Here is a 13,744-nt window from a genome sequence, read left to right as displayed (position 1 = left end):
GCAGCACATGAGCACGCTGCGCTACCGCCAATCGGCAAAATGTTACATTATACGCCCCGAAAAACACCCGCCTCGAACCCGGCGCACCGACGCGCCCGGGCCTTATGGACAAGCGATTCCCCTTCCGATGAACAAGTACCTGATCGGCTCCCTGAGCCTGCTGGCCGCGTGCGATTGCGCCCTGGCCAACACCCTGACCCTGCCTGCCGGCACCATCACCGCCACGGCCGACGCCGAACAGCGGGTCAGCCTCGATACCCCGACCAGCGCCGGTTCGCGCCTGAACCTGAACGCCCTGCAAACCCCGGGCAGCGTCGAGAGCCTGAGCGGCGAGCAGGTACGCGCACGTGGCGATCGCAGCGTACAGGACGGCGTGTCGCGCAGTACCGGCATCAGCCGCACCGGCACCCCGGGCGATGGCGGCACCTCGCTGCAGGCCCGCGGCTTCACCGGGCAGAGCTCGGTGATGCAGCTGTTCGACGGCAACCGCATGTACACCGGCATGGGCACCGTGACCTTCCCGGTAGACACCTGGTCGGTGGAACGCATCGACGTTCTGCGCGGCCCGGCCTCGGTGCTGTATGGCGAAGGCGCTACCGGTGCGGTGGTCAACGTGGTGCCGAAAAAGCCCTTCGAGGGCGAGATCGTCAACCACCTGCGCCTGGGCTACGGCAGCCACGACAGCCAGCAGACCGCCCTCGACAGCGGCGGCTCGCTCACCGACAGCCTGAGCTACCGCCTGAACATCAACCAGCTGCGCAGCAACGGCTGGATCGACCACGGCGACTCCAGCAGCACCGCCATCAGTGCGGCGCTGCGCTGGCAGGCCAATGACGACCTGGCCTTCACCCTGGCGCACGACTATGGCGACCAGAAGCCGATGAACTACTTCGGCACGCCGCTGATCAACGGCCACCTGCGCGAGAGCCTGCGCGACAAGAACTACAACATCAGCAACGACAAGCAGCACTACAACGACCAGTGGACGCGCCTGACCACCGAGTGGCAGATCAGCGACAGCGTCAGCTCCACCAACGAGCTGTACTACCTCAAGGCCAACCGCCGCTGGCAGAACGCCGAGAACTACACCTGGGATGCGGCCAGCCAGCAACTGCTGCGCAGTGGCAACTTCGGCATCAAGCACCAGCAGGAGCAGCTGGGTGATCGCCAGACCTTCACCTTCAGGCACAGCCTGTTCGGCCTCGACAGCCAGACCCTGGTGGGCGCCGACTACAACCGCATCCGCTTCCAGCTCAACAGCAACGCGCCATTCAACGACAGCATCGTCGGCGGCGAGCCGATCGACCTGCGCCACCCGCAGCGCAGCGGCTTTGCCAGCGATTCGGCGTACCGTCCGCAGTTCGACAGCCTGACCCACCAGTTCGCGCTGTTCGCCGAAAACCGCCTGCAGCTCACCGAGCGCCTGTCGCTGGTGACGGGCGTGCGCCGCGACGTGGTGCACCTGGACCGCAACGACCTGCGCAGCGAAGTGACCGGCAACACACGCAGCGACACCAGCCTGGACGGCAACAACTGGAAGGCCGGGCTGGTGTTCGCCCTCACCCCCGAAACGTCGCTGTATGCCCAGCACGCCACCAGCACCGATGGCGTTGGCGGCTTGATCTCGCTGAGCCCCGACCAGCAGCAGTACGGCCTGGCCAAGGCGCGCCAGACCGAGGTCGGGGTCAAGCAGCAGTTCTGGCAGCAGCGTGGCGAATGGACCCTGGCGGCGTACCACATCGTCAAGAAGGACCTGCTCACCGACGACCCGTCGCAGATCGGCACCGGCCGGCAACTGCAGGTGGGCAAGCAGTCGTCCGACGGCATCGAGGCCAGCCTGGACCTGCAGCTGCCGCACGACTGGCAGGTACAGGCCAACGCCGCGTTCGTGCGTGCACGCTATGACGAGTTCGAGCAGGAGGTGAACGGCGTGATGGTATCGCGGGCCGGCAACCGCCCCACCGACGTACCGGGGCGCACCGCCAACCTGTGGCTGAGCAAGGGCCTGACCGACAGCCTGCGCGCCGGCGCCGGGGTGCGCTATGTGGACGGGCGCTATGCCGACATGGGCAACACTACCCGGCTGCCGAGCTACACGGTGGTGGATGCCTCGGTGGCGTGGCAGGTGCTCAGCGATACCACGCTGGGCCTGCAGTTGAACAACCTGTTCGACCGTCGGTACGCGCAAAGTCAGTACAATGACGGCCAGCAATGGATCCTGGGTGAGCCGCGCTCGTTCTTCGTGACGGCCGACTACACCTTCTGACCGCGTCGCCCCATTCGCCGGCAAGGCCGGCTCCTACACACCACACCGGTCCTGCAGGAGCCGGCCTTGCCGGCGAAGAGGCCCGAATAGACGACACATGACCACCCTGAATATCCACAACCTGCACTGGTCCCCCAAAGGCCACGGCCACTGCCACCACCAGTTCCAGCTGCGTGGCGTCGACCTGCAGGTGCGCCCCGGCGAATTCGTCGGCCTCATTGGCCCCAACGGCAGCGGCAAGACCAGCCTGCTGCGGTGCGCCTACCGCTTCAACGCGCCCGAACGCGGGCACATCACCCTCGACGACCACAACCTCTGGCAACAATCGCCGCGCTGGTGTGCCCAGCGCATCGCGGTGGTGCTGCAGGAGTTCCCCGACGCGTTTGGCCTGAGCGTGGCCGAAGTGGTCGCCATGGGGCGCATTCCGCACCAGGGCCTGTTCGACGGCGACAGCCGCCAAGACCACCAGCGTGTGCAGCAGGCGCTGCTCGATGTCGGCCTGCACGGCTTCGACGACCACGCCTTCGCCACCCTCTCGGGCGGTGAAAAGCAGCGCGTGATCCTGGCCCGCGCCCTGGTGCAGCAACCGCGCGTACTGATCCTCGACGAACCGACCAACCACCTCGACCCGCGTTACCAACTGGCCCTGCTGCACCAGGTGCGCCAGCTGCGCATCGCCACCCTGGCCAGCATCCACGACCTGAACCTGGCCGCGGCCTTCTGCGACCGCCTGTACGTGCTCGACCACGGCCGCATCGTGGCCAGTGGCACACCGCACCAGGTCCTCACCGCCGAGCTGCTGCGCGAGGTGTTCGGCGTTCAGGCGCTGATCGACCGCCACCCGCTGGCCGACCATCCACGCATCACCTGGATAGCCCCCCAATGATTCGATCCGCCCTGCTTGCCGCGCTGCTGCTGGTCGCCGGCCCGGCCCTGGCCGAGGTCACGCACTACCCGCTCACGGTGCACAGCTGCAACCGCGAGGTGACCTTCGCCAAGGCCCCCGAACGCGCCCTGAGCCACGACATCAACATGACCCAGATGATGCTCGCCCTGGGCCTGCGCACGAAGATGGTCGGCTACAGCGGCGTCAGCGGCTGGAAGGCAGTGACCCCGGCGCTGCGCAAGGAACTCGACGGCCTGCCGGAGCTGGCCAGCAAGTACCCTTCGGTGGAAACCCTGCTCAACGCCAACGTCGACTTCTTCTTCGCCGGCTGGGACTACGGCATGCGCGTGGGCGGCGACCTCACCCCGCAGAGCCTGGCACCGCTGGGCATCGCGGTGTACGAGCTGACCGAGTCGTGCGCGTTCGTGATGAAGCGCCCGCCGGCGAGCCTGGACGACACCTACACCGACCTGCGCAACCTGGGCCGGATCTTCGACGTGCAGGCCCGCGCCAGCCAGCTGATCGAGCAGATGCAGCAGCGCGTGGCCAGCGTGCAGCAGCACCTGCCGACGCAGCGCCCGCGGGTGTTCCTGTATGACAGCGGCGAAGACCGCGCCATGACCTCCGGGCGCCTGGGCATGCCCGAAGCGCTGATCAACGCCGCCGGCGGGCGCAACATCCTCGATGACATCGAGGCCAGCTGGACCCGCGTGAACTGGGAAAGCGTGGTCGAACGCAACCCCGAGGTGATCGTGATCGTCGACTACGGCGAGATCACCGCCGCGCAGAAGCAGCAGTTTCTGGAACAGCACCCGGCCCTGCAATCGGTCGACGCGGTGCGTAACCGGCGCTTCGTGGTCATCCCCTATGTGGCCGCCACGCCGAGCCTGGAAAACGTCGAAGCGATCGAGGCCATCGCCAAGGGCCTGCACGGCGCATGAACACTCGCTATCGCCTGATGCTGCTGGCGCTGAGCGGCCTGCTGCTGGTGTCGTGCGTGCTCTCGCTGGGGTTCGGTTCGGCCCCGGTGCCGGTCGAGGTGGTCGCCCGGGTGCTGCTGCTCAAGGTGTTCGGTATTGCCCCCGAGGTGCCCGCCTGGACCGCCGGCCAGGAACATATCGTGTGGCTGATCCGGGTGCCGCGCATGCTCCTGGGCGCGCTGGTGGGCGGCGGCCTGGCGATGATCGGCGCGGTGCTGCAGGCGGTCACGCGCAACCCGCTGGCCGACCCGCACCTGCTCGGCGTGACCTCCGGCGCCACGCTGGGTGCGGTGTTGGTGGTGCTGCATGTGGGTGAACTGATCGGCGTGCTGACCCTGCCGCTGGCAGCCTTTGTCGGCGCGCTGTGCAGCATGCTGCTGGTGCTGGCGATTGCCAGCCGGCATGGCCGCCTGGACAGCGACCGCCTGTTGCTGTGCGGGGTGGCCGTGGCCTTCGTGATGATGGCGCTGGCCAACCTGCTGCTGTTCATGGGCGATCATCGTGCAAGCTCGGCGGTGATGTTCTGGATGCTCGGCGGCCTGGGCCTGGCGCGCTGGGAGCTGCTGGCGGTGCCGGCAGCCAGCGTGCTGCTGGGGCTGGGCCTGCTGCTGGGCATGGCACGCGCGCTCAATGCGCTGATGGCCGGCGAGCAGACCGCCGTGACCCTGGGCCTGAACGCACGCTCGGTGCGCCTGCTGGCGTTTCTGATCTGCTCGCTGCTGACCGGCGTGCTGGTGGCGATCAGCGGTTCCATCGGCTTTGTCGGCCTGATGGTGCCGCACATTGCGCGGCGCCTGGTGGGCGCCGAGCACCGCCGGCTGCTGCCGGTGTCGCTGCTGCTGGGCAGCCTGTTCCTGATCTGGGTGGATGTGGCCGCACGCACCCTGATCGCCCCTGAAGACCTGCCCATCGGCATCGCCACAGCGGCCATCGGCGGGCTGTTCTTCATCGGCATGATGCGCCGGCGCTGAACTGCTGCCTGGCGCTGAGCCCTTGCCTGGCCCGGAAATCCTGCCTTGACCGCGATCAACAAAGCGGTGCGAACGTACCAACTTGAGACGTATTGCCACCTCGCCAGGGCAAAAGCCCGTGATAGCCTAGCGAGCGCTTCACGCACAAGAAGACTGACTCCTCAATGGAACGCCACCCATGACCAACCAGCAACCGCCGGACACCCCGGCCCACGACCTGCAACGCAACCTCACCAACCGCCATATCCAGCTCATCGCGATTGGCGGGGCCATCGGCACCGGCCTGTTCATGGGCTCGGGCAAGACCATCAGCCTGGCTGGCCCGTCGATCATCTTCGTCTACATGATCATCGGTTTCATGCTGTTCTTCGTCATGCGTGCCATGGGCGAACTGCTGCTGTCGAACCTCAACTACAAGTCGTTCATCGATTTCTCCGCCGACCTGCTCGGCCCCTGGGCCGGCTACTTCACCGGCTGGACCTACTGGTTCTGCTGGATCATCACCGGTATTGCCGACGTGATCGCAATCGCCGCCTACTCGCAGTTCTGGTTCCCTGACCTGCCGCAATGGGCGCCGGCCCTGGCCTGCGTCGGCGTGCTACTGTCGCTGAACCTGATCACGGTGAAGCTGTTCGGCGAAATCGAGTTCTGGTTCGCCCTGATCAAGATCATCGCGATCATGGCGCTGGTGTGCACCGGCCTGTACATGGTGTTCGTCGGCTTCCAATCACCCACCGGCACCAGTGCACAGCTGAGCAACCTGTGGAATGACGCGGGCATGTTCCCCCATGGCCTGATGGGCTTTTTCGCGGGCTTCCAGATTGCCGTGTTCGCCTTCGTCGGCATCGAACTGGTGGGCACCACCGCCGCCGAGGCGAAGAACCCCGAGCGCACCCTGCCGCGGGCGATCAACTCGATCCCGATCCGCATCATCATGTTCTACGTGCTGGCGCTGATCGCGATCATGGCCGTCACCCCGTGGCGCGACGTGGTGCCGGGCAAGAGCCCGTTCGTCGAGCTGTTCGTGCTGGCCGGGCTGCCGGCGGCGGCGAGCATCATCAACTTCGTGGTGCTGACCTCGGCGGCCTCCTCGGCCAACAGCGGGGTGTTTTCCACCAGCCGCATGCTGTTCGGCCTGGCCCAGCAGGGCGATGCGCCAAAAAGCTTCGAGACCCTGTCCAGCCGCAAGGTGCCGGCCAACGGCCTGTACTTCTCGTGCACCTGCCTGCTGCTGGGCGCGGCCCTGATGTACGTGATCCCCGACCTGATCGAGGCCTTCACCCTGGTGACCACGGTGTCGGCGATCCTGTTCATGTTCGTGTGGACGCTGATCCTGCTGTCGTACCTCACCTACCGCAAGGAGCGTGCGCCGCTGCACCAGGCCTCGAAGTACAAGATGCCGGGCGGGCGCTTCATGTGCTGGGTATGCCTGACGTTCTTCGCCTTCATCCTGGTGTTGCTGTGCCTGGAGAGCGATACCCGCCAGGCCCTGCTGGTGACGCCGCTGTGGTTCGTGCTGCTGGCCGTGACCTACCAGACCGTGCGCCGCAAGCGCCAGGCGCGTGTGCCGGTGCCCGCTACCACGCCGCGTCAGTCGTAGTCGTACTCCTGCTGCTGGAGGGCTTGGGCAAGCCCTTCCAGCACGCCATCGGCCTCGGCCCGCTGTTCGGGCGAAGGGCCGCTGGCAAACTGGCTGCGCTGCTGGCCCAGGGTGAGGAACGCATTGTCGCCATCACCCCAGATATACGAATAGACCAGCAGGAAGCTGTCCGACTCCGGCTTGGCGTACTTCGCCATCTGACGCAGAGGGGCCAGCAGCTGGATCATCTCGCCGTAATTGTTGGTGAACTCCACCAACGCGAACTGCCAGACCTGCGACGCCTCGTCGTACTGCATCAGGCTGCCGTACATGCAGTCGACCCAGCCCTGAAGCAAATCGCCCAGCGCCACCGCATTTTCAGGCGCCTTCTGGTCAAGATCAGGTACCCCGTGCACCTCGGCGGCGTCCAGCCATTGCTGCCAGTCATCAAACTCGCCAGCGCCCGCCGCAGGTGAGGTCATCGCGGCCTGGTACTGGGCCGGGGTGATATTGCAGCGAAAGTACAGCGATGACGCTTCCATGGCGAAAATCCTTGAGCCGAGTTGAAGTGAGGGCGCAAGCATAAGGCATCGCCGTGAACTATTGCTGTGCAGTCTTGCGCGTACTGCACCACGGCAAGCGCCATCCCGGTGCACCCACCCTGCCCTGCACCTTGTGAACACGCTGCTGGCAAGCCTGTGTACGACATCGGCACAGCCCTTGCTAAAGCTCTCTGCACAAAGTCGCGGTCTGCCCAGCAGAACCATTCGATCCCATGGAGAGAGCACTATGAAGCGTCGCAGTCTGATCAAGGCATTCACCCTCAGCGCGTCGATTGCCGCGATGGGCCTGAGCTGGACGGTCCAGGCCGCCGAGACCATCAAGGTCGGCATCCTGCATTCGCTGTCGGGCACCATGGCGATCTCCGAGACCTCGCTCAAGGACATGGCCCTGATGACCATCGAGCAGATCAACGCCAAGGGCGGGGTCAACGGCAAGCTGCTGGAGCCGGTGGTGGTCGACCCGGCCTCCAACTGGCCGCTGTTCGCCGAGAAGAGCCGCCAGTTGCTGACCCAGGACAAGGTCGCGGTGGTGTTCGGCTGCTGGACCTCGGTGTCGCGCAAGTCGGTGCTGCCGGTGTTCGAGGAACTCAACGGGCTGCTGTTCTACCCGGTGCAGTACGAAGGTGAAGAGATGTCGCCCAACGTGTTCTACACCGGGGCAGCGCCCAACCAGCAGGCGATACCGGCGGTGGAATACCTGATGAGCGAGGACGGTGGCGCGGCCAAGCGCTTCTTCCTGCTGGGCACCGACTACGTGTACCCACGCACCACCAACAAGATTCTGCGCGCGTTCCTGCACAGCAAGGGCGTGGCCGACAAGGACATCGAGGAGGTGTACACCCCGTTCGGCCACAGCGATTACCAGACCATCGTGGCCAACATCAAGAAGTTCTCGGCCGGGGGCAAGACGGCGGTGATCTCCACCGTCAACGGCGACTCCAACGTGCCGTTCTACAAGGAACTGGCCAACCAGGGCCTGAAGGCCACCGACGTGCCGGTGGTGGCGTTCTCGGTGGGTGAAGAGGAGCTTCGCGGCATCGATACCAAGCCGCTGGTGGGGCACCTGGCGGCGTGGAACTACTTCGAGTCGGTGGACAACCCGGTCAACACGCAATTCGTGGCCGACTGGAAGGCCTATGCCAAGGCGAAGAACCTGCCGGGCGCCGACAAGGCAGTGACCAACGACCCGATGGAGGCCACCTATGTGGGCATCCATATGTGGGCCCAGGCGGTGGAAAAGGCCAAGAGCACCGATGTGGACAAGGTGCGCGAGGCGCTGGCGGGGCAGACGTTCAAGGCGCCGTCGGGCTTCACCCTGACCATGGACAAGACCAACCACCACCTGCACAAGCCGGTGATGATCGGCGAGATCCAGGATGACGGGCAGTTCAGCGTGGTGTGGCAGACCGAGCAGCCGCTGCGCGCGCAGCCGTGGAGCCCGTTCATTCCGGGCAACGACAAGCGGCCGGATTATGCCGTGAAAGGCAACTGAGGCAGGGGGCCGCCGTGCGGCCCATCGCGGGTCAAGCCCGCTCCCACAGGGATCACCGAACTCTGTAGGAGCGGGCTTGACCCGCGAAGAGGCCCTGACAGTCACCTAACCTTTCGAGGAAGCCGCCATGCCCAAGGCACTCCACTCGCTGTTGCTCGCCCTGCTCCTGCTGCTGCCTCTGGCAGCCCGGGCCGCTGGCGACGCCGACTACTTCATCGCCGCCAAGCCCAACGAACAGGCCAGCCTGCTGCAGGGCTGGGCGGCGCAACCCGACCCCGCGCGCCTCGAACTGCTGAGTTCCCTGCAGCAAGGCCGCCTGGGCCCGGACGACAGCCGCAAGCTGCGCCTGAACAACCGCCTGCGCGGCCTGGTGGAAAACGCCCTGGCCAGCCATCGACTGCTCAGCGATGACGCCAGGGTCCGCCTGGCCGCCGCCCAGCAACTGCAGAAAAGCGCGCAGCCCGCTCAGGTCGCCTTCCTCGACCGGCGCTTTGCCAGCGAGCCCGACGCCGCCGTGCACGCAGCCCTGGGCCTGGCCCTGGCCAACCTGCAACTGGTCGCGACAGACCCCGCCGTACGCCTGGCCGCCGTGCGCCTGCTGGGCGAAACTGGCGACCCGATGGCCCGCACCCGCCTCGAAAGCCTGCTCGACCCCAGTGTGGAAACCGACCCCACGGTGCGCACCGCCGCCGAAACCAGCCTGGCCCAGGTCAAGCGCAAGCTGCTGATCGGCGAGCTGCTCGGCCAGGCCTTCAGCGGGCTGTCGCTGGGTTCGATCCTGCTGCTGGCAGCCCTGGGCCTGGCGATCACCTTCGGCCTGCTGGGGGTGATCAACATGGCCCACGGCGAAATGCTGATGCTCGGCGCCTACAGCACCTACGTGGTGCAAGTGCTGGTGCAGCGCTACGCCCCCGGCGCGCTGGACTTCTACCCGCTGCTGGCACTGCCGGTGGCCTTCGGTGTGAGTGCCGGGGTCGGCATGCTGCTCGAACGCACGGTGATCCGCCACCTGTACGGGCGCCCGCTGGAAACCCTGCTGGCCACCTGGGGCATCAGCCTGATCCTGATCCAGGCCATCCGCCTGCTGTTCGGCGCGCAGAACGTCGAGGTGGCCAACCCGGCCTGGCTCTCCGGCGGCCTGCAGGTACTGCCCAACCTGGTGCTGCCCTACAGCCGCCTGGTGATCATCGGTTTCGCCCTGTGCGTGGTGCTGCTCACCTGGCTGCTGCTCAACCGCACCCGCCTGGGCCTGAACGTGCGCGCCGTCACCCAGAACCGCAACATGGCCGCCTGCTGCGGCGTGCCCACCGGGCGCGTGGACATGCTCGCCTTCGGCCTGGGTTCGGGTATCGCCGGCCTTGGCGGCGTGGCCCTGAGCCAGATCGGCAACGTCGGCCCGGACCTGGGCCAGAGCTACATCATCGACTCGTTCCTGGTGGTGGTGCTCGGTGGCGTCGGGCAACTGGCCGGCAGCCTGTGGGCCGCGTTCGGCCTGGGCATAGCCAACAAGTTGCTGGAGCCGCAGATCGGTGCGGTGCTCGGCAAGATCCTCATCCTTGCGCTGATCATTCTGTTCATCCAGAAGCGTCCGCAAGGCCTGTTCGCCCTCAAGGGACGGGTAATCGACTGATGAACCAGCCACTGCTTGTCACTGCTACACAAAAGGCCGGCCCGCGCCTGACCCTGGCCGTCGGCGCCCTGGTGCTGCTGGTGCTGATCGCCCTGCCACTGCTGTCGTTGCTGCCAGCCGGCCACAGCCTGCAGGTGTCGGCCTACACCCTGACCCTGGTGGGCAAGATCCTGTGCTACGCCATCGTTGCCCTGGCGCTGGACCTGGTGTGGGGCTACGCCGGGTTGCTGTCGCTGGGCCATGGCCTGTTCTTCGCCCTGGGCGGCTACGCCATGGGCATGTACCTGATGCGCGAAGCGGCCGGCGACGGCCTGCCGGCGTTCATGACCTTTCTGTCGTGGAGCGAGCTGCCGTGGTACTGGGCCGGCACCCAGCACTTTGCCTGGGCACTGTGCCTGGTGGTGCTGGCGCCGGGGCTTTTGGCGCTGGTGTTCGGCTACTTCGCGTTCCGTTCGCGGATCAAGGGCGTGTACTTCTCGATCATGACCCAGGCCCTGACCTTTGCCGGCATGCTGCTGTTCTTTCGCAACGAGACCGGCTTTGGAGGCAACAACGGCTTCACCAACTTTCGCAGCATCCTGGGTTTCGAGATCACCGCCCAGGGCACCCGCGCGGTGCTGTTCCTGCTCACCGTGGCCTTGCTGGCGGGCAGCCTGTACCTGGGCTGGCGCCTGGCGCGCAGCAAGTTCGGGCGCGTGCTCACGGCGCTGCGCGACGCCGAGAACCGCCTGATGTTCTGCGGCTACGACCCGCGTGGCTTCAAGCTGTTCGTGTGGGTGCTGAGCGCCGTGCTGTGCGGCCTGGCGGGTGCGCTGTACGTGCCGCAGGTGGGCATCATCAACCCCAGCGAGATGTCGCCCACCAACTCCATCGAGGCCGCCGTGTGGGTAGCCCTGGGCGGGCGCGGCACGCTGATCGGGCCGCTGCTGGGCGCCGGCGTGGTCAATGGCATGAAGAGCTGGTTCACCGTGGCGTTCCCCGAGTTCTGGCTGTTCTTTCTCGGTGCGCTGTTCATTCTGGTAACGCTCTACCTGCCCAGGGGCGTGGTCGGCCTGCTGAAGAAAAGGGGTGAACAATGAGAAGCGTACCGCTGCCTGCCGTACACCCCGAGTTCATGCTCGAACCGATCATCGACGCCGGCAGCGGTCGCGATGCCATCGGCCTGGGCCAGGCACGCCAGCCGGGGCTGGACGTGCGCCACGGCACGGTGCTGACGCTGGAGGACATCAGCGTGAGCTTCGACGGCTTCAAGGCGCTGAATGCGCTGAACCTGTACATCGGCGTGGGCGAGTTGCGCTGCATCATCGGGCCCAACGGGGCGGGCAAGACCACGCTGATGGACGTGATCACCGGCAAGACCCGCCCCACCACCGGCAAGGCCTGGTTCGGCGAAACCCTGGACCTGACGCGCATGAGCGAGGTGCAGATCGCCCAGGCCGGCATCGGGCGCAAGTTCCAGAAGCCGACGGTGTTCGAGGCCTTGAGCGTGTACGAAAACCTGGAACTGGCGCAGAAGGCCGACAAGTCGGTGTGGGCCAGCCTGTGCGCGAGACTCGGCGGCGAACAGCGCGACCGTATCGACCAGGTGCTGCAGACCATTCGCCTGACAGGGTCGGCGCAGCGCCCGGCGGGGTTGCTGTCCCATGGGCAGAAGCAGTTTCTGGAGATCGGCATGCTGCTGATGCAGGACCCGCAGTTGCTGCTGCTGGACGAACCGGTGGCGGGCATGACCGACGCCGAGACCGAATTCACCGCCGAGCTGTTCAAAAGCCTGGCCGGCCGGCATTCGCTGATGGTGGTGGAGCATGACATGGGGTTTGTCGGCAGCATTGCCGACCATGTGACGGTGCTGCACCAGGGCAGCGTGCTGGCAGAGGGTTCGCTGGAACAGGTGCAGGCCGATGATCGGGTGATCGAGGTTTATCTGGGGCGCTGAAAAGCTTCGCCGGCAACGCCGGCTCCTACAGAGACACCGCGGCTCTGGTAGGCGCCGGCCTTGCCGGCGAAGAGGCCGGTACAGACAAAAAAGGACAAGGCACATGCTGAAAATCGACACCCTGCACCAGTACTACGGCGGCAGCCACATCCTGCGCGGCCTGTCGTTCCAGGCCAAGGTCGGAGAGGTCACCTGCCTGCTGGGCCGCAACGGCGTGGGCAAGACCACTCTGCTGCGCTGCCTGATGGGCCTGCTGCCCGCCCGCGAAGGCAGCGTGCACTGGGAGGGCCAGGCCATCACCACGCTCAAGCCGCACCAGCGCGTGCACGCCGGAATCGCCTACGTGCCCCAGGGCCGCGAGATCTTCCCGCGCCTGACGGTGGAGGAAAACCTGCTGATGGGCCTGTCACGCTTCGGCGCCAGCCAGGCGCGGGAGGTGCCGGCCTTCATCTACGAACTGTTCCCGGTACTGCTGCAGATGAAACACCGCCGCGGCGGCGACCTGTCCGGTGGCCAGCAACAGCAACTGGCCATCGGCCGCGCCCTGGCCAGCCGCCCGCGCCTGCTGATCCTCGACGAGCCCACTGAAGGCATCCAGCCATCGGTGATCAAGGAGATCGGTGCGGTGATCCGCCAACTGGCCGCGCGTGGCGACATGGCGATTCTGCTGGTGGAGCAGTTCTACGACTTTGCCGCCGAGCTGGCCGACCAGTACCTGGTGATGTCCCGCGGCGAGATCGTGCAGCAGGGCCGCGGGGAAAACATGGAGGCCGAAGGTGTACGCGGCCTGGTTACGATTTAATCTGTGCGCCTGTCCCGTTTCGAGAGCCTGTCATGAATCACATCCGCGACGCCGTGCACGCCGACCTGCCGGCCATCCGTGATATCTACAACGATGCGGTGCTCAACACCCTGGCGATCTGGAACGAGCAGACGGTCGACCTGGGCAATCGCCAGGCGTGGTTCGCGGCGCGCCAGGCGCAGGGTTTTCCGATTCTGGTGGCGGTGAATGAGGCAGGGGACGTGCTGGGCTATGCCTCGTTCGGCGACTGGCGCCCGTTCGAGGGGTTTCGCCACACCGTGGAGCATTCGGTGTACATCCGCAGCGACCAGCGCGGCCAGGGCCTGGGGCCGTTGCTGATGCAGGCGCTGATCGAGCGTGCCAGGAGCTGTGGCAAGCATGTGATGGTGGCGGCGATCGAGAGCGGCAATACGGCGTCGATCCGCCTGCACGAGCGGCTGGGCTTCACCCTGAACGGACAGATGCCGCAGGTGGGGGTGAAGTTCGGCAAGTGGCTGGATCTGACCTTCATGCAACTGATGCTGGCACCGGGGGCGCAGCCCCCACAGGGCTGAGGGCCTCATCGCGGGTCAAGCCCGCTCCCACAGGTACAGCGCTGGCTTGGAGGCCAACGGCGTATCGGTGGGAGCGGGCTTGACC

Annotated in this window: 12 protein-coding genes; 11 read left to right on the top strand and 1 reads right to left on the bottom strand. The window is 66.2% G+C overall.

Features of this window, described 5'->3' with window-relative positions; all coding sequences use genetic code 11:
- The first annotated feature begins 127 nt into the window (after positions 1 to 127).
- The 5 genes from QMX96_RS22335 (at position 128) to cycA (ending at position 6,703) form a co-directional block, all read left to right on the top strand.
- On the top strand, positions 128 to 2,266 hold the full coding sequence (locus QMX96_RS22335) for a TonB-dependent receptor (protein ID WP_043863481.1): 2,139 nt from the start codon (positions 128 to 130) through the stop codon (positions 2,264 to 2,266).
- A 97-nt stretch (positions 2,267 to 2,363) separates the two neighbouring features.
- Positions 2,364 to 3,152 (top strand): ABC transporter ATP-binding protein, encoded by a 789-nt coding sequence (locus tag QMX96_RS22330; RefSeq protein ID WP_282362446.1) that lies wholly within the window; start codon positions 2,364 to 2,366, stop codon positions 3,150 to 3,152.
- Positions 3,149 to 4,093: an ABC transporter substrate-binding protein gene (locus tag QMX96_RS22325; RefSeq protein WP_210013874.1), complete on the top strand. Its 945-nt coding sequence runs from the start codon at positions 3,149 to 3,151 to the stop codon at positions 4,091 to 4,093. The genes QMX96_RS22330 and QMX96_RS22325 overlap by 4 nt, the downstream gene beginning before the upstream one ends.
- Entirely contained in the window at positions 4,090 to 5,103 is a 1,014-nt protein-coding gene (locus QMX96_RS22320) for an iron ABC transporter permease (protein WP_282362445.1), read from the top strand. The genes QMX96_RS22325 and QMX96_RS22320 overlap by 4 nt, the downstream gene beginning before the upstream one ends.
- 178 nt (positions 5,104 to 5,281) lie before the next feature.
- Entirely contained in the window at positions 5,282 to 6,703 is a 1,422-nt protein-coding gene (gene cycA, locus QMX96_RS22315) for a D-serine/D-alanine/glycine transporter (protein ID WP_054916158.1), read from the top strand.
- Here the strand turns inward: cycA and QMX96_RS22310 are convergent.
- Positions 6,694 to 7,224, bottom strand: a complete 531-nt coding sequence (locus QMX96_RS22310) for a hypothetical protein (protein ID WP_282362444.1) — start codon at positions 7,222 to 7,224, stop codon at positions 6,694 to 6,696. The two genes, cycA and QMX96_RS22310, sit on opposite strands and share 10 nt — an antisense overlap.
- Before the next feature lie 247 nt (positions 7,225 to 7,471).
- Between QMX96_RS22310 and urtA the strand changes: the two genes are divergently transcribed.
- The 6 genes from urtA to QMX96_RS22280 all read left to right on the top strand — a co-directional run bounded on the left by urtA (position 7,472) and on the right by QMX96_RS22280 (position 13,659).
- The gene (gene urtA / locus QMX96_RS22305) at positions 7,472 to 8,737 is read left to right on the top strand and encodes an urea ABC transporter substrate-binding protein (RefSeq protein ID WP_043863487.1); all 1,266 of its coding nucleotides are present in this window, start codon (positions 7,472 to 7,474) and stop codon (positions 8,735 to 8,737) included.
- Between the two features lie 127 nt (positions 8,738 to 8,864).
- Positions 8,865 to 10,367 (top strand): urea ABC transporter permease subunit UrtB, encoded by a 1,503-nt coding sequence (urtB, locus tag QMX96_RS22300; RefSeq protein WP_282362442.1) that lies wholly within the window; start codon positions 8,865 to 8,867, stop codon positions 10,365 to 10,367.
- Positions 10,367 to 11,446 carry an urea ABC transporter permease subunit UrtC gene (urtC, locus tag QMX96_RS22295; protein WP_043863489.1) on the top strand — a complete coding sequence of 360 codons (1,080 nt, stop codon included), beginning with the start codon at positions 10,367 to 10,369 and terminating at the stop codon, positions 11,444 to 11,446. Before urtB ends, urtC begins: the two co-directional genes overlap by 1 nt.
- Positions 11,443 to 12,303 carry an urea ABC transporter ATP-binding protein UrtD gene (gene urtD / locus QMX96_RS22290; RefSeq protein ID WP_167400197.1) on the top strand — a complete coding sequence of 287 codons (861 nt, stop codon included), beginning with the start codon at positions 11,443 to 11,445 and terminating at the stop codon, positions 12,301 to 12,303. The genes urtC and urtD overlap by 4 nt, the downstream gene beginning before the upstream one ends.
- A gap of 103 nt (positions 12,304 to 12,406) precedes the next feature.
- Positions 12,407 to 13,105, top strand: a complete 699-nt coding sequence (gene urtE / locus QMX96_RS22285) for an urea ABC transporter ATP-binding subunit UrtE (protein ID WP_043863491.1) — start codon at positions 12,407 to 12,409, stop codon at positions 13,103 to 13,105.
- Positions 13,106 to 13,137: 32 nt separating this feature from the next.
- The gene (locus tag QMX96_RS22280) at positions 13,138 to 13,659 is read left to right on the top strand and encodes a GNAT family N-acetyltransferase (protein WP_282362440.1); all 522 of its coding nucleotides are present in this window, start codon (positions 13,138 to 13,140) and stop codon (positions 13,657 to 13,659) included.
- The last annotated feature ends 85 nt before the right edge of the window (positions 13,660 to 13,744 follow it).

Source organism: Pseudomonas sp. PS01300, assembly GCF_029960155.1.
GTDB lineage: Bacteria > Pseudomonadota > Gammaproteobacteria > Pseudomonadales > Pseudomonadaceae > Aquipseudomonas > Aquipseudomonas palmensis.
This window is presented reverse-complemented; position numbering and strand designations above follow the sequence as displayed.

What these genes read in the sequence shown, in the direction of transcription:
- urtC (WP_043863489.1), top strand. Translation starts at nt 10,367, where the DNA reads ATGAACCAGCCACTGCTTGTCACTGCTACACAAAAGGCCGGCCCGCGC.
- QMX96_RS22325 (WP_210013874.1), top strand. Translation starts at nt 3,149, where the DNA reads ATGATTCGATCCGCCCTGCTTGCCGCGCTGCTGCTGGTCGCCGGCCCG.
- QMX96_RS22320 (WP_282362445.1), top strand. Translation starts at nt 4,090, where the DNA reads ATGAACACTCGCTATCGCCTGATGCTGCTGGCGCTGAGCGGCCTGCTG.
- cycA (WP_054916158.1), top strand. Translation starts at nt 5,282, where the DNA reads ATGACCAACCAGCAACCGCCGGACACCCCGGCCCACGACCTGCAACGC.
- QMX96_RS22310 (WP_282362444.1), bottom strand. Translation starts at nt 7,224, where the DNA reads ATGGAAGCGTCATCGCTGTACTTTCGCTGCAATATCACCCCGGCCCAG.
- urtE (WP_043863491.1), top strand. Translation starts at nt 12,407, where the DNA reads ATGCTGAAAATCGACACCCTGCACCAGTACTACGGCGGCAGCCACATC.
- QMX96_RS22280 (WP_282362440.1), top strand. Translation starts at nt 13,138, where the DNA reads ATGAATCACATCCGCGACGCCGTGCACGCCGACCTGCCGGCCATCCGT.
- QMX96_RS22330 (WP_282362446.1), top strand. Translation starts at nt 2,364, where the DNA reads ATGACCACCCTGAATATCCACAACCTGCACTGGTCCCCCAAAGGCCAC.
- urtA (WP_043863487.1), top strand. Translation starts at nt 7,472, where the DNA reads ATGAAGCGTCGCAGTCTGATCAAGGCATTCACCCTCAGCGCGTCGATT.
- QMX96_RS22335 (WP_043863481.1), top strand. Translation starts at nt 128, where the DNA reads ATGAACAAGTACCTGATCGGCTCCCTGAGCCTGCTGGCCGCGTGCGAT.
- urtB (WP_282362442.1), top strand. Translation starts at nt 8,865, where the DNA reads ATGCCCAAGGCACTCCACTCGCTGTTGCTCGCCCTGCTCCTGCTGCTG.
- urtD (WP_167400197.1), top strand. Translation starts at nt 11,443, where the DNA reads ATGAGAAGCGTACCGCTGCCTGCCGTACACCCCGAGTTCATGCTCGAA.